The 16364-nt window shown below is 45.5% G+C and carries 10 protein-coding genes and 3 pseudogenes; 9 read left to right on the forward strand and 4 right to left on the reverse strand.

Features of this window, described 5'->3' with window-relative positions; all coding sequences use genetic code 11:
- Window positions 1-136: 136 nt before the first annotated feature.
- The 3 genes and pseudogenes from SPTER_RS15850 to SPTER_RS26050 all read right to left on the reverse strand — a co-directional run.
- A protein-coding gene (locus SPTER_RS15850) for an IS3 family transposase (protein ID WP_246105599.1) occupies window positions 137-1284 on the reverse strand; the annotation gives its coding sequence in 2 pieces (ribosomal slippage) (window positions 137-1029 and window positions 1029-1284; 1149 coding nt in all).
- 71 nt (window positions 1285-1355) lie between these two features.
- A pseudogene (locus SPTER_RS26045) lies at window positions 1356-1684 on the reverse strand (transposase); the annotation flags it as partial.
- Window positions 1685-1693: 9 nt separating this feature from the next.
- Window positions 1694-1963: pseudogene (locus SPTER_RS26050) on the reverse strand (transposase); the annotation flags it as partial.
- Between the two features lie 352 nt (window positions 1964-2315).
- Here SPTER_RS26050 and SPTER_RS15860 point away from each other — a divergent pair.
- From SPTER_RS15860 to SPTER_RS15905, 9 genes and pseudogenes are all read left to right on the forward strand, one after another.
- Window positions 2316-3746 carry a sigma-54 interaction domain-containing protein gene (locus tag SPTER_RS15860; protein WP_144351269.1) on the forward strand — a complete coding sequence of 477 codons (1431 nt, stop codon included), beginning with the start codon at window positions 2316-2318 and terminating at the stop codon, window positions 3744-3746.
- 520 nt (window positions 3747-4266) lie between these two features.
- Window positions 4267-5484, forward strand: a complete 1218-nt coding sequence (locus SPTER_RS15865; protein ID WP_170233300.1) for a CaiB/BaiF CoA transferase family protein — start codon at window positions 4267-4269, stop codon at window positions 5482-5484.
- Between the two features lie 106 nt (window positions 5485-5590).
- The gene (locus tag SPTER_RS15870) at window positions 5591-6466 is read left to right on the forward strand and encodes a 3-hydroxyacyl-CoA dehydrogenase family protein (protein ID WP_170233301.1); all 876 of its coding nucleotides are present in this window, start codon (window positions 5591-5593) and stop codon (window positions 6464-6466) included.
- A gap of 51 nt (window positions 6467-6517) precedes the next feature.
- Window positions 6518-7726, forward strand: a complete 1209-nt coding sequence (locus SPTER_RS15875) for an acetyl-CoA C-acyltransferase (protein ID WP_144351272.1) — start codon at window positions 6518-6520, stop codon at window positions 7724-7726.
- Between the two features lie 142 nt (window positions 7727-7868).
- The gene (locus SPTER_RS15880) at window positions 7869-9008 is read left to right on the forward strand and encodes an acyl-CoA dehydrogenase (protein ID WP_144351273.1); all 1140 of its coding nucleotides are present in this window, start codon (window positions 7869-7871) and stop codon (window positions 9006-9008) included.
- 162 nt (window positions 9009-9170) lie between these two features.
- On the forward strand, window positions 9171-10271 hold the full coding sequence (locus SPTER_RS15885; protein ID WP_144351274.1) for a glycerol dehydrogenase: 1101 nt from the start codon (window positions 9171-9173) through the stop codon (window positions 10269-10271).
- Between the two features lie 125 nt (window positions 10272-10396).
- Complete coding sequence (locus SPTER_RS15890) at window positions 10397-11788, forward strand: short-chain fatty acid transporter (protein ID WP_144351275.1); 1392 nt, start codon at window positions 10397-10399, stop codon at window positions 11786-11788.
- A gap of 778 nt (window positions 11789-12566) precedes the next feature.
- Window positions 12567-13391 (forward strand): hypothetical protein, encoded by an 825-nt coding sequence (locus SPTER_RS15900; RefSeq protein WP_144351276.1) that lies wholly within the window; start codon window positions 12567-12569, stop codon window positions 13389-13391.
- A 297-nt stretch (window positions 13392-13688) separates the two neighbouring features.
- Window positions 13689-13880: pseudogene (locus SPTER_RS15905) on the forward strand (transposase); the annotation flags it as partial.
- Window positions 13881-14115: 235 nt separating this feature from the next.
- Here SPTER_RS15905 and SPTER_RS15910 read toward each other — a convergent pair.
- Entirely contained in the window at window positions 14116-16026 is a 1911-nt protein-coding gene (locus SPTER_RS15910) for a TonB-dependent receptor plug domain-containing protein (RefSeq protein ID WP_246105318.1), read from the reverse strand.
- Window positions 16027-16364: the final 338 nt, after the last annotated feature.

Here is a 16364-nt window from a genome sequence, read left to right on the forward strand (position 1 = left end):
AGGTGGATTGGGCTGGTCAGACAGCGGCCATCGTCGACAGGGATACGGGCGAACTATGCGGCGTCCCCCGTTCAATAGACAGAAAAAGCACAAGGATAACATAGTTTTTCACAGGATAGCTTACTATTTCGCTGATTTAAGCAGCCATAGCCAACAAATAGTACTCTTCGGGAGTTCGGTATCCATTGGTGGCATGAATTCGTTGCCGGTTATAAAAGATTTCCACATATTCAAATACGGCGGCCCTGGCCTGTTCGCGGGTCTGAAACCGTTGCCCGATCAGCCATTCATATTTCATCTTGCCCCAAAATGCCTCCATTGGTGCGTTGTCCCAACAGTTGCCCTTCCTGGACATGCTGCAAATAAATCCGCGCTCTTTGAGTACATCCTGATAATCCTTAGAGCAATACTGGCTGCCACGATCGGAGTGAATGAGTACGCCGTGGGGCGGCCGAGCTCGCTTGCAGACACTGTCTAACGCCTGCATGACCAGTTCTTTGGTCATCCGCTCACTCATGGATAATCCGACCACTCTTTGCCCGCATAGGTCAATGATGGCAGCCACGTACAGCCAGCCTTCCTCCGTCCATAGATAGGTGATGTCACTGACCATTTTTTGATTGGGCCTGGAGGCTGTAAACTCACGGTTTAACAGGTTTTCGGCAACGGCAAGGGCATGTTTCGAATTCGTAGTGGCCTTGAATATTTTGGCTGTTTTAGAGTGAATGCCCGCCTGCTTCATCAGGCGTTCTATCCGCTTATGATTTACTCTCAGACCCTTACGGCGCAACTCTTGATAGATTTTACGGCAACCATAAACATGGCGTTTCGTTTGATGAAGTTGCTCAATCTGCGCCAAGATGGCCTCGTTTTCTAAGTCCCTTTGGCTTTTCGGGCGATTTTCCCATGCATAGTAGCCACTGCGGGATACCCCCAGCACTTTGCACAGCTTCTCCACCCGATAGGTTTGGCGGTTAGCTTTGATAAATTTGAACCGTTTTATTTCTGGTTCTTCGCGAAGTACGCTGCCGCCTTTTTTAAAATCTCATTTTCCTCCCGCAGGTCACGATTTTCTCGTTCTAGCTTTCTTAGCCGCTCATCGTCTGGACTGAGCTTGCCGCTGCCGGGAAAAGGGGCATTAGGTTTTTCCCGATACTTTTTCAACCACCCATGAAGCGTATTCTCATTGATCCCTAACTCGGCTGCCACTTTGGATACCGGCCCACCGGTCGCTTCTACTCTTTTCACCGCTTGCAGTTTAAACTCGGCGCTAAACTGTTTCACCATTTCATTCCCCTCTCTGATTCCAGTATACTACGCGTTTCTACTGTCCATCAAAGGGGGGACGGGGCAGACTTCATTTTCTGCTTCGCTTCGTTGTGGTCTTCTATGAGCTTATAGTCGGGAACTTCGCTAATGAGCTCGGCGGGGATTACCCCGTTTTCTTTCTCAATGGCCCTTATGATTCTTCTTCCCAGATGCTTCATGATTCTTTCCGGCACTTTTTTTTAGTACTGGCCTGGGTATGCGTGGCGTCAATGCTTAGTCCGGTTCCTTTAATTATGCCTTTTTCCACACACTGGCGAACCACTTCCTGAATCATATCATCCACACTGGTTTCTTTTAGTCTATGTTTCCTAAACTTGGCCAGCAGGCTGGCGTCCGGCAGATCCTCTTCGGGATTGAGTCCCAAAAACCACATATAGGCTAAGTTTAATCGGGCTTCTTCTATGACTTTGACATCGGATAAGTTATATAGATATTGCAAAATGAGGATCTTGGCCAGCATTTCCGGTTCTTTGGCCGGCCTCCCCAGATGCTGGCAGTACGAATCCTTCAGCAACTCGTTAATGAAGTTACCAGCGATAATCTTCAGAATATGATTACTGGGAATTTTATCATAGAGCACGCTATATATACTTAATTGGTGCGGCACATTTTTTAGCAAGGCAAGCCCCTCCATTACGCAAATATCTACCGTTATATTTTACCATAATTCAGGGGCGCTTGCTTTATCGACTTTTCCAGTGCTTTCGGACGGTTCTCTTGACACTTTTCCTTAAGAATTGGGATATAGTTTCTGCCCTTAATAGTGCAGGCAATAAAAGGTGACAAAAACTCGACCGTTGTCTCCGTCCCCGTTGTCTTTAAAAGGGATTTTCAAACTTATGTCAAATACAAGGGGCAAGAGAATGCGAAGCTTGGCCAGTATTGCTTCCTTGAAAATTGTAAAGGAGAGGGCATATTACCTGTTCCAGCTGGTTTTTGGTGTAGGAAAGTAAAAAAATACAGGCGCAGAGAGGTGGGACTGCAAGGTGCAAAATAAGCCAGATTATGCTCAATTAATCGCCGCGTCGGCAGAGACCTTTTTTGTGACAGATAAAAACGGAAATATTTTAGTGGTTAATCCTGCGGTGTGTATGTTGTTGGATATGACAGAGGATCAGCTAGTGGGGGCTAATGTAAAGAATCTGGTAGAGGCAGGATATTACGATCGGTCGACAACTATGGAGGCTATCGAAAGAAAGCAGCTATTTTCAGGCATATATCGCACTAAAAGCGGCAAAGAAATCGTGTCTACAAGTAGACCGATTCTTGATGATGATGGCAACGTATCGGTGGTGATTACCAACAGTTTTGATACTGAGCGGGTCGATGGCTTTATTAAGATGATCGAAGAGGAACGGGCGTTGACCAAGCGGTATCGAGCAGAAGTTGAATACTTACGACATAGATACATCGAAAAAGACAATATTGTTTTTATTAGTAAGGCAATGGAAAACATTTTGCACAAGCTGAATACTGTGGCAAAAGCCGATAGTACAATCATATTATTTGGCGAGTCTGGCACAGGTAAAGATCTTCTGGCAAAATATACGCATAAGAATAGTTTGCGGGCCAATGGCCCGTTCATAGATGTAAATTGCGCAGCGATTCCAGAGCATCTTATGGAATCGGAATTGTTTGGCTATGAAAAAGGAGCCTTTACCGGGGCGTCCAAGCAGGGGAAAGTGGGTCTCATGGAGCTTGCTGATAAAGGAACATTATTTCTGGACGAAATAGGAGAATTGCCGCTGCATCTGCAAGCTAAATTGCTGCGTGTGCTTGAAAGTCATGAAATTCGACGAATTGGCAGTGTAACCGGCAGAAAAACAGATTTTCGCTTGATCACGGCTACGAATAGGGAGTTAAAAAAGATGGTAGAAGAGAATCGGTTTCGTGACGATCTCTATTATCGATTGAACGTTATTCCGATTCAGATACCGCCGTTACGTAACAGGCTGGAAGATATTATTGTTCTAGCTGAGCATTTTTTATCGTTGTTCAATACGAAATATGGCTATGGCCAAACTTTTACCAGGCAGACAATGGATGCGTTGTTGCAATATCAATGGCCGGGAAATGCGCGGGAGTTGCGTAATGTCGTCGAGCGACTAGTAATTACAGGTTCCTGCCCTGAAACCGAGCTGGCACTAATAAATGGGAATATCATTACCCCATCTTTAAAAGAGGGCGCTGGGGAAGAGGGGGGGAGGCAGCATAAAAGTGAAAAGTTATCGGAAAATGTTTTGCAGATAAATCTTTGTGATCATAACATTACCTTAAAAGAAGTTGTTGCCGAGGCTGAGAAGCAATATATTCTTAAAGTCCTAGACCAATGTGAGGGGAATGTTCGAAAAGCGGCCGAAAAGATCGGGATACACAAGACAATATTATACCGAAAATTAAGACGCATTCGCTCCTGAATAGTAGGAAAAGTAGCAATAATACTACTAGTAGCATTATTGCTACTTTTTTTGTACCAATAATGCTACTGAGGCAGTGTTTCCATGGAGAAAGAAGTTGAACTCCAAAGCAACGCTGCAAGTTGCAAAGCGGATTTAAGTTTAAAAGCGCAAGCTTTCTGCCTCTACGGTACGAAAGCTTGCGCTTTTATAATTCAGGCGTAGTCACCAGTGGCTCCATGGCGGCTGGGACCTTTATTTCAAAACCAATTTAACTAAAAATACAGAAGCAAATGAAAATGGTACAAAACTTGCATTGTAGTTAAGGCGTTGCTGCAATGAATAAAAAAACTTCGGTCCTACTTAAGCAATTATGGACACTCTGCCGACCCAATGGAGGTGAGTAAATGGCAGGTATATCAGATCTTCTATAACATTTGGGCCGCAATGTTTTTCTTGGCACCTATTTGCATTGATATAAGTTCCGGTGCAGTAACAAGTTCGCAAGCGTTTGAAAAAGATGCCTAGGGAGGATAGGAATATGTCAAAAGAATTACCTCTGAAAGGGGTAAAGATCGTCGATTTATCCACATTTGCCGCAGCGCCGGGAGCAGCGCGGATGCTAGCTGACTGGGGTGCCGACGTTGTCAAAGTGGAATCGTTAAACGGTGATGCCTGGCGTTTTTACGGTACATTAGGCAGTACACCCGCAACCGAAGAAGAGAATCCTTGCTGGGAAATTCAAAATGCCAATAAACGTTCGCTGGCAGTAGATCTAAAGAGTACAAAAGGAAAGGCGATATTGTATAAATTATTGACTGAGGCTGATGTATTCATCACCAACTTGCGTATGAAGGCCTTGCGCAAATTAAAGCTAACATATGAAGAGTTAGCAGGGCTTTATCCCCGGCTGGTATGGGCGCATATTTCCGGCTATGGTGTAAAAGGACCTGATGCGGAGCGACCTGGTTTTGATGTAGCTGCCTACTGGGCTCGTAGTGGTATGATGACTGATTTATGTCAGCCGGGCGACCCACCCTTGACGCAAGCCTATGCTTTTGGTGATAATTCCACCGGTTCAATATTATGTGCAGGAATTTGTGCCGCTTTATACAAACAGCAACGGACTGGTCAAGGCGAAAAAGTATCCATTTCCTTGCTGGGGAATGCGATTTGGAGTGCAGGTCTGATGGTAGCCTCTACCCAGGAACGTTATGGCGATGAATTCCCCAAATCCAGGTTGTTTCCGTCTAGCCCCCTGTGCGCAATGTATAAGTGTAAGGACGGGGAATGGCTGTTATTGTGCATTATCGAATATGAGCGTTATTATTCAGCATTTTGTAAGGTGGTGGGCCGAGAAGATTTAATTGATGACGAAAGATATAACACTTTACGCGCCGTAAAGAATTATTCTCAGGAATTTGTACAATTGCTGGATCGTATTTTTGCCACAAAAAACCGGGATGAATGGTGCGAAAAGCTGCTGGCTGTAGATATTGTCTGCGACAAAATTCTACACTTTAGCGAGGTGGCTAAGGACGAACAGGCCTGGGCAAATGATTATTTATACCATTTTGCCTATCGGAATGGTGAACAGGCCATATTACCTAATACTCCCATCCAATTTAAAGCGGAGCGCGGATTTGCGGGCGGGGCTCCGTTGTTAGGGGAACATACCCGGGAAATTTTATTTGAGCTGGGATATACAGCCGATGAGGTAGAAGACTTTCTAAAACAAGAAATTGTCAGTATCAGATGAGTGAATTTGGACAATGCTTCATAGTATCCATTTTCCCCTCTGTTGTGTATGGAAGCTTTGTTAGTGACATAAAAACCGTTTGGTTAATAAATATATGATTACTAAAATGGGAGATGTTGAAACAGTGACAGTGAAAAAAATTGGCGTGATTGGGGCCGGGATGATGGGCGCCGAAATCGCCCTGTGTTTTGCAAAGTGTGGCTATAGCGTGATAATGAGCGATGCCAAACAGGAATTCGCGGACAAAGGCAAGGCGAGACAGGCCGGGATTTTAGATAAGAATATTAGTAAAGGCAAACTGGCGGCAGAGCAGAAAGACGCTATTTTGCATAGGGTTGCCACAACTGAAACCCTTGCCGATATGGCAGATTGCGATATCGTTATCGAAGCTGTGCTCGAAGTTTTTGATGTGAAAACACAAATTTTTAAGGAACTGGATAAAATTTGTAAAGCCAGCTGCATTATTGCCAGCAACACTTCCAGTATTTCAATCACCAAGCTGGCTTCGACTGTCAGTAAAGAACGGGCAGCGAGGTTTATCGGCACACATTTCAATTCTCCGGCCAGCGTTATGAAGCTTGTTGAAGTTATTCCCGGCTACTTAACCGAGGAAACAGTGGTAGCGGCTGTAGTAGAACTGCTGTTGGCCATTGAAAAGGAGCCTGTCAGGGTTAAGGATGTTACTGGCTTTGCTTTGAATAGATTATTCCATGTCTTTACGGCCGAAGCTTGCCGGCTGGTTGAGGAAGGGGTTTGCAGCGTTGAAGATGTAGATAAGGTCTGCCTTTACGGACTGGGGCACCCAATGGGGATATTCAAACTGCTCGATCTAACAGGCCACGACCTAAATATGCAGGTTGACCAAATCCTGTTTGATGCCTATGGCGACCGTTTCCGACCGAGTGCATATATGCAGAGACTCGTTCATGCAGGGCTGTTAGGCAAGAAGACCGGAGAAGGTTTCTATAAGTACGATAAATGAGGCCGCACCCAAGACTCGTCGCTATTCCTATGACTTAAGGGAGGCAAAATAATGAACAAAGTATATATTGTGGCAGCAAAAAGAAGTCCAATAGGTAAGTTTTTGGGAAGCTTAGCAGCTGTAAAGCCGGGCGATCTGGCTGCCCAGGTAATGAAGCAGGTTATTAAGGACGCCCAGTTTGACGCTGCTAAGATTGATGAAATTTTTATTGGCCATCAGCATTCGGCCGGGCAGGGGCCGAGCATTGCCAGAAGAGCGCAGCTTGAGGCGGGAATCCCTGTTGAAGTGCCCGCAACCACTGTTAATATGCAGTGCGGCAGTGGCATGAAGGCCTTAATATTGGGCTATAACTCAATTCAGGCCGGGGCAGATATTGTCTTATGCGGGGGCGTAGAAAACATGTCGCAAGTACCTTTTATCCTGACCAATAAGGCCAGAAAAGGTGTTAAGATGGGCAACACAGCCATAGACGTTCAGGATTCGTTATTCTGCGACGGGTTAATTGATCAGTTCAACGGTTATCTGATGGGGGTAACGGCGGAAAATGTGGCAGAGAAGATCGGTGTTTCCAGAGAAGAGCAGGATATATTTGCGGTTTGTTCACAGAATCGGGCGCAGCAGGCTATTGAATCCGGGCGTTTCGCTGATGAAATCGTTCCTATTAAGCATGCAGGCAAAAAAGGTGTGGAAATGGTTTTCGCTACAGATGAAAGCCATACTCCCGGAACGACGCTTGCGGGGCTGCAGAAATTAAAACCGGCCTTTAAGAAAGAGGGCACAGTAACTGCCGGCAACGCTTCTCAGCTGAATGACGGTTCGGCGGCAATCATTCTGGCATCGGAAAAGGCGGTAATAGAAAATGGCTGGCAGCCTTTGGCCGAAATAATTTCGTCGGCAACAGTCGGCATTGATCCCGCCATAATGGGTCTCGGGCCGGTTAAGGCCATTATTAAGACATTGGCTGCTGCGAAAATGAATTTTGAACAAGTTGAGCTTGTGGAGTTAAACGAAGCGTTTGCTGCACAAAGTTTGGGTTGTGTAAAAGAATTGGCCAAGCAGTATAATGTAACAGAAAAATCCATTTTAGAAAAAACAAACGTGAACGGCGGAGCGATCGCTTTAGGGCATCCGGTAGCTTCTTCAGGAACCAGAATTGTCGTTAGCCTGATTTACGAAATGCAAAGGACTAACCGGAAATACGGATTGGCGTCCCTGTGTGTGGGCGGCGGCATGGGAACGGCAATGCTAATCAAGGTGTAAAATCACACAGGCAATATTCTGAATGGTGAAAGAGGTAGTGTTGGTGCCTAGGGACTGCTAGCGGTAAGGGGCAAGGTAAACCGAATGACAGGCATTTCGCATTAGCGGGTTTAGTTCTATTTAAAAGCTGGAGGTTGGATTTATGCAATTCGAATTTAATGAGCAACAAAAAATGATTCAAAAAATGGTGCGGGAGTTTGCGGAGAAAGAAATCGCACCAGGGGTGATGGAGCGGGAAGACAAAGAGGAATTTTCGCGGGCGTTGCTCGATAAGGCCGGTGAACTCGGGCTGACGGGAATTTGTTTTCCGGAAAGCTACGGCGGTTCTGACGGCGACTATATCAGTTACATTATCGCCAACGAAGAAATTGCCCGGGTTGATGACGGCGTGCAAACAGGTTATGCAGCATCAGTTTCACTATGCGCCATGCCGATTTATAACTATGGCACTGAAGAACAAAAACAAAAATTCCTGGTGCCGCTGGCAGAGGGAAGTAAGCTCGGCGCATTCGGCCTGACTGAGCCAAATGCCGGCACGGACGCTGCTGCGCAGCAAACGGTGGCTGTACTGAACGGGGACCACTATGTCCTGAATGGCAGCAAAATTTTCATTACCAATGGCGGTGCGGCCGAGATCTATCTCGTCTTCGCCATGACCGACAAGGCGAAAGGTGTCAAAGGCATCACCGCCTTTATTCTGGAAAAAGGCATGCCCGGCTTCACCTTTGGGAAAAAGGAGCACAAAATGGGTATCCGGTCTTCCCAGACGCAAGAATTAATTTTCCAGGATGTCAAAGTGCCGGTGGAGAACCGTCTCGGCCAAGAAAGCGCCGGTTTTAAAATTGCAATGACCACGTTAGACGGCGGGCGGATTGGGGTTGCGGCGCAGGCTCTCGGTATTGCCCAAGCCGCGCTGGAGCATGCGATCAAATATTCTCAGGAACGGGTCCAGTTTGGTAAACCCATCGCCAGCAATCAAGCCATCGCTTTCCTGCTCGCTGATATGGCCACCCAACTGGATGCCGCCCGGCTGCTAACCTATCGCGCCGCTTACCTGAAGCAGAAGGGGCAGCCTTTCGCCAAAGAAGCAGCAATGGCAAAAATGTATGCGTCCGATGCAGCAATGAAAATTACAACAGATGCAGTGCAGATTTTTGGCGGCTATGGCTTTAGCCGTGAATATCCGGTAGAACGTCTAATGCGCAATGCGAAGATTACCCAGATTTATGAAGGAACCAATCAAGTCCAACGCATGGTTATCGCCGGCGCCATTTTGCGCTAGAACTCTAAAAGCAACGCTTCGCGGCGCAGCAGACGTTTATCTGTCCCAGAGAAAGCAGAACTCCTGCGGCGCGAGAGGTTGTTATACTAACTGGTGGTAGCGGTGGTGTGTGTACTGCGGAATTATGGAGCTGATTGCAAATACGTTAGGAGGTTGGGCAGAATGGCTCAAGTAATAGCATTCCCGGGAAAATATGTGCAAGGGTACGGTGAGTTGTCCCATATTAGTAAATATGTCGCTGTTTTGGGTAAAGCCGTTTTAATCATCGCCAGCCAAGGAAGACTCAATGAGCTGCAAGGGATCATTCAAGACAGTTTTAAGGACACCGATATTGCCGTTGCCTATGAGGCTTTCGGCGGTGAATGCTCAAAACGGGAAGTGGAGCGCCTGCGGGCATTTGCCAAAAGTTATCAAAGCAAAGTTATTGTTGGTATGGGCGGCGGTAAAGTGATCGATACGGCCAAAGCCGTGGCCCATTATGAACAGCTCCCGGTGGTAATTATTCCTACGGTGGCGTCCAGTGACGCGCCGACCAGCGCGATTGCTGTTTTCTATAATGAAGATGGCAGTTTTCAGGAAGTGCTGTCCACCGGAAGAAATCCCAGTGTCGTTCTGATGGACACCAGCATTATCGCTAACAGCCCGGCCCGGCTGCTGGTCGCAGGCATGGGCGATGCCTTAGCCACTTATTTTGAAGCCCGCACCTGCGTGGAAAGCTACCGGCAAAATTATGCGGGGGGAATATTCACACTGGCATCGTACGCTCTTGCCAAATTATGCTATGAAACTCTGCTGGCCGATGGCTTTGCCGCAAAACTGGCGATTCAAAATAAGACTGTCACCAAAGCCTTGGCGAATGTAATCGAAGCCAATACGCTGTTAAGCGGCATCGGCTTTGAGAGTAACGGCATTGCCGTGGCTCATGCCGTTTATAATGGGTTCACGATCATGCCGAACGCTCATGCTTTGTACCATGGTGAGTGGGTAGCTTTCGGAACGCTGGTACAATTAATCCTCGAAAATCGTCCGCGTCAAGAACTGGAAGAAGTATTGCGGTTTTGTCTGAGCGTGGGATTGCCGACGACACTGGCTGATTGCGGTATGGACAATATTAGCCGCGAGCAATTGCTTGCGGTGGCGCAAGCGATCACGGCGCCCAAGCGGTCTGTCCACAACGAGCCGTTTCCGGTAACTGACCAAGACGTACTGGCCGCTATACTGGTTGCGGATGCAACCGGCCAGATGTATAAAGGGAAATCATGACAGGTCCAGTGTACCTTGCATAGCCGGTCTATCGCAGAAGCAGTTCGATTTGTCAAGGTGAAATACTGCGAATGAGTTGAAATAAACGAGGAAAAAACGTTGGTATTATTAAGGGAGGTATAATTATGGCTGGTTTGAGTTCGGCGAATAGATCTGAAAAGAACACGTCCCGGCGCTTGGTCGACAGATTTACGGAATGGAGCCTTAACTGGGTACCCGACTCCATGGTCTTCGTACTGGCGTTGACAGTAATCGTATACCTAATGGCCCTGGTCTTTACAGACCACGGACCAGTCGAGCTGGTTGACGATTTCGCTAGCGGTTTTTGGTTGTTGCTGACATTTGCCATGCAGATGTGTTTGATGATGATCAGCGGTTTTGTCGTAGCCGATTCCAAGTTCGTTAAAAGCGGTATCATTAAGCTGGTGGATTGGCCTAAGACCCCCAAACGGACTATGCTCATGTTTTGTCTGGTGGTCGGGGTGGTATGTTGGTTTCACTGGGGCATCGGTTTAATGCTTTCGATTGTAATGGGCAAGCAAATAGCGGTCCGCAAGCGGGGGCTGGGGATTCATTATCCCTTTCTGGCGGCCGTGGCCTACAGCACGCAGTGCATCATGGCCAACGGTGTGTCCCAGGCAGCCCCGCTGCTAATGGCGACTCCCGGCAATTTTTTGGAGAAAACGGTAGGTGGCCTGATTCCCCTGACACAGACAGCCTTGTCGCCATTTCTCATGACCTTTATGGTCATCCAGCTTTTTGCTATTCCCCTGCTGGTAATGTATTTGCTGCCGAAGAAAGAAAATGCCGTAGAGCTTGATGAAGCGCTTGCAAGCGAATTTGCCCATGTCCCGCCGGCAACCGGCGATGTAAAGGATTTGCGCCCCGCGGAGCGGTGGGAGCGTTCTCCCGTCCTGCCTACGCTACTGGCGCTCGTCATGTTGTTCTGGGTGGCAAAATTCTTCTGGCTCAACGGTGTAAGAAAGTTAGATTTAAACATGGTTAACTTTACCTTTTTTGCCATGGGGCTGCTGCTGCACAGAACGCCGCAGAGCTTTATCTCTTCCGTCAAACAAGGGGTTAATACGACTTTTGGTGTTATTATTCAATTTCCGTTGTACGCCGGTATTTTCGGCATTATCAGTAATTCCGGGTTAGCAGGTGTCATTACCCACTGGTTTATCTCCATTTCCACGACGGAAACCTACGCCTTGATTGTCGTGATTTATACTTCGATGATGGATTTCTTCGTCCCGTCCGGCGGCTCCAAATTTGTTATTGAGGCGCCCTATATTCTTTCCGCCGGTCAACACCTGGGCGTCCCGGCGCATCATGTAGTCAACGCTTACAGCACCGGGGCGCAGCTGGCTAACAACATCCAGCCGTTCTGGGCCTTGGCATACCTGGCGGCATTTAAACTAAAGTTCCAGGATATTCTGCCCTATACGTTCCTCTTCTTTGTTTTGTCCGGCATTATGGCGACGATCGCCTTTCTTGTATTCCCCACGGGGCTTTAAGAAACTGAGCAGTTGAGGAGGAAGCAGGCCTTCTATTGGCGGTTGCAGCAGAACGAGCAGCAAGAAGTTTCCCGCAAACTCCTATAGGAGCTAACCAACTTGCTGTGGTAGACTTCAAAACCCTGTTTCCCCAAAAAAAGTGGACAATGCGTTGCAAGTAGTGAGCTGTGGAGCTAAGGTGTGACCCGCTCACTCTGCAACGAATTGGCCACTTTTTTAATTTTGCAGAGAGCCGAAAGAAGGCCTTATTTTGTGTTCGACTCTTAAACGGCTGTTCATGGGGACTACCGCCTGGTGAGACGGCAAGCTTACTGTGCGGGTTTTATCTATTTCCTTATTGGATACTGTGCTATATTACCAAGTTGATTAAAGTCGGCCGACAATTCAGCCTTAAGGTTAAAAGAACCTGCAAAGAAGTGCGCGATAAACAAAACGAGATATTGGGGCAGTGAAAGAAGTCGATGGTGCCGTATTGGGCAGATAGCGCGCATAACGGAGCTATCGTCAATATTGATGAGTTTGATATGTGCAGGCAAGCCAGAATTGGTTGTGCTGCCTGTAAAAAAGCTCTTTACAGTAGACTTAATCAAATACTTGAGCCATTCCGTGAGCGCAGAATCTATTTCGAAAATCATTAAAACGAAGTTAGAGGCTTGATTGCCTGCGGCACAAGGCGGGCAAATGAAATAAGCGCTGAAACAATGAGAAGCGTAAAAACGGCAATGAAAATCCTAATCTGATATAAAGAGCTAAATTTTTAACCTATAAGGGAGATTACGTGCTAGGTCCTGATGGTAATCCATATATAGTACCCTATACGTTTGATTTTGAGGCATTTATTGAAAAATATAAATCGCTCGCTATTCCTCCCTCCACGGAAGGCTATATGGAGTATACTTACACTGTTCTAATTAATGCTTTCAGAACAGGTGCTATAGATGATCTGCAAAGGTCTTATGATGGAACCTATGGTTACTTCAACCCAGCTTTTATGTCGTTTACTGCATCAGCTAGTTTTGTATACGGAGTGGCAAGTAATCTTATGTGGCTTGATATAGATTCCTGCCTGTGGGGTGGAGGGAAGCTTAACCAAATACAAAGCTGGTTACCAGGGGCAACTAATGATATATCTGGTGAAAAGTATAATAATCCTAATAATCCACCGCAGATAAGGCACGGGTATAAATTCGTTGATTCATTACGGAGTCATGCTGAGCTATCTGGCTCACCAATGACTTCAGATTCTGCTCTAACTAACTATTCGAACTCATTCAATATCGAAACGAACATTGCCAAAGAACTGGCAACGAATAGATCAAATGCTTTATCTTTAACAACATATAATCAAAAATGGCAAGATAATTTTCAAACCATGTTAGGGCCTGCAAATCCTTTATTTGTTAATGCAGAAAAAGGTATCCCTAACAAGTATGGAGTGTTAATTGAAGTCGATGACTTCGGTAATCCGACTTACGAGGGGTTGATTCGGACAACTGACCAAGAAGAGTTTATCAATCGAGTAACTGAGAAATCAGTACTTGATTATTTACAAGTTGCTTGGAATGGATATCTTCAGGCCGAAGATTCAGCTCGTATGTTATGACATTAGAGCCACAGGGTGGATTTGCAAGGTCGCGGATCGCATATCGAACTCCTTTCCGAAACATTTTCGCACAGTCTGTCGTCCCCCCTTACCCTTATTTATCAGCCAATATAAAAAGAACTCCTGTAAGATCCGGTGCGATTTTACAGGAGTTCTTTTTTGCGTTGCAGGAGAGCCGTATTGGTGCAGTATTACAGCAATATTCTGGACTCAAGGGGACGGTTCGAAAGCACTGAAAAAGTCAATAAAGCAAGCGCCCCTGAATTATGGTAAAATATAACGGTAGATATTTGCGTAATGGAGGGGCTTGCCTTGCTAAAAAATGTGCCGCACCAATTAAGTATATATAGCGTGCTCTATGATAAAATTCCCAGTAATCATATTCTGAAGATTATCGCTGGTAATGTGGATTTTAGCTTCATTAACGAGTTGCTGAAGGATTCGTACTGCCAGCATCTGGGGCGGCCGGCCAAAGAACCGGAAATGCTGGCCTAGTCCATTTATGAACTGCATACCAACCCTTTACATGTTTACCATTCAACATTACGTTTTATATTCTCCTTTACCCTACAGGAAGGCGTTTTTCTACGCCACTTTACCGCTGTTAAAAATCTTACCTTTTTGGCTGTATATATGATCTTTAATATAAATAGGTACTGCTTACTACAAGTGTAGGCAGTACCTATTTATTAAAATTAAATGCTAAGCTAGCCGGGATAAAAACCTATATGCGGTGTTCTATACCCATAACAAAGCTTCGCCCTGCCATCGGATATACCCCAGTACTACCGTAAGTATAACCAACAAGTTCATAACCTTCATTAGTCAGGTTATAGCCTTTAAAGTAAATCTGCGTATCATTTGTGGCTTGATAGCGAATATTCATGTCCAATGCTAGATACGAATCCGAAGTATAGGCTGCCGTACTGCGCCCGGTTGCTGCCAGCATCGTTAACCCGGCATCCCATCTATCCTGATTATACTGGACTCCTAAAGAATATCCGTTGGGACGGCTATTGTTCGAATCCAGTGCATAGTTATCAGTACCACTTTGCTTCTCCACTTTTGCATAAGAATATCCGGCATTGACATTCCAACGGTCAGATAGTTTTCTCTTTACATTCAACTCCAAACCTTGTCTTTTTTCATGATTCACGTTGGTCCACCAGCCAAGGCCTGTACCCGGATCCAGAACCACCCAATCGAGGGCATCTTTCAACTTGCTTTGATAGATGCTGGCCTGTAAACTTGTTTTATTATCAAGTTTGGTATCCATACCCAGTGTAACTGTTTTAGACGTTTCTGGTTTTAAATCCGGATTTGGCAGCCAGGTCGCTGTATGGGCATAGAGATCCAGTACTCTCGGATTTTTGACCGCTTGCCCCCAGGATATATATACATTCGTATCCGGAGATAATGCTTTATTCAGGGATACGTGAGAAGTAACATCACTGCCGAAAGTACTATGGTGATCATAACGGTTGCCTACTGTCAACGAGTAATCATCTTTTAACTTCCACCGGTTCTCTATAAAAGCGGCACTTGTTGTAACATCGCCCTGTAAATTCGCCCCACCGGTTAGTTCTTTCACTTCTTCCTTGCGTAACTCGGCCCCACCAACCAAGGTATAATTCTCGTTTACCAGCCAGCTTTGCTGCCATTCCGCCCCGGTTGCTTTGAGATCATAGTTATAAGGACTGCCAAAATAAAGGGTATTTCCTTCACTGTTATTTTGGTAAATACGGAAACTATCTGCCCCGCCTTGACTTTTATTCCATGAATAAGTCAAGGCAACATTAACATCTAAAAGTTTCCGACGTGTATCTGGATTCCAAACATCACCAGTATTTACATCCGCCAAACCAATGCCAAAACCACCATTATCCTCCATACGCTCTATCGCCAACGACAGCTCATTATCATCACCAAGTTGTTTATCTATACGGAAATTTACATATTCTTTGTCAATTTCACTGGAATTAAATTCTCTGTTATTCCCTGTCCTTGGATCTTTATAGTTAAAATTATCCCGCTTTTGTTTATCATATGTAAACATGTAGCTTATATCCTTCTCGACGCCTTCTGTCGTTAAGGCATAACGCTGAGAGTTCCATGTGCCGAATTCCGTTGTTACTTTTGTACTATTTTCTTTGGCCTGTTTGGTAATGATGTTGATAACACCGCCGACAGCCGCACTGCCGTACAGAGAAGAATTGGGGCCGCGTACAATTTCAATGCGCTCAATATTTTTTACGGCGATATTATTAATATTCATACCATTATAGTTCAAGCCGTTATGGTGCGCATAATTCATTTTTCTGCCATCCACCATGACAAGAACACGGTCATCGCCGTTAAGGATGGGGTAAGAACCATAACTGCTTGTTCCCATATTTACATTATTTGCAGTCAAAATATCCGATACTTTACTATAAGTGCCTTTTTCAATCTCAGCATTGCCGATAACGGTAACATTAGCCGCTACTTCATTTTTCTTTACGGGAATACGGCTTGCGGTCACAACATATTCATCAAAATTAAATTCCTCTTCTTCTGCGTATGCATCATTCGCTATTCCCAATGATATTGCACTGCAGATTAAGCCGTACAGTAGGACTTTTGCCTTTTTGTTCAATTAAAACCTCTCCCTTATACCCACCTTTATTTCCGGGCAATGATAACGAAAATAGCTTCGATATTAATTATCATTATCATTGCCTTAATTATAATATAAAAAAAAATTACCATTGTCAATATTGGACGATTATGTAAACAATATTTCGATTAAAGTGGCAATATTACTCTAGCTGCCAAATTCAGCTGCTGTATACAATGACCATATCAAGAATGGAAAAGGAAAAGACGCCCCTGTGTTGTGTGCTGCTGCGCCAACAGTAGCACCAGGAACGTCCACCAAATAAATTCACATGATCATTGAAATGACTCACGCTTTTTTTATGCTTACCAGATTAA

Origin of the sequence: Sporomusa termitida, from assembly GCF_007641255.1 — a bacterium.
Classification (GTDB): domain Bacteria; phylum Bacillota; class Negativicutes; order Sporomusales; family Sporomusaceae; genus Sporomusa; species Sporomusa termitida.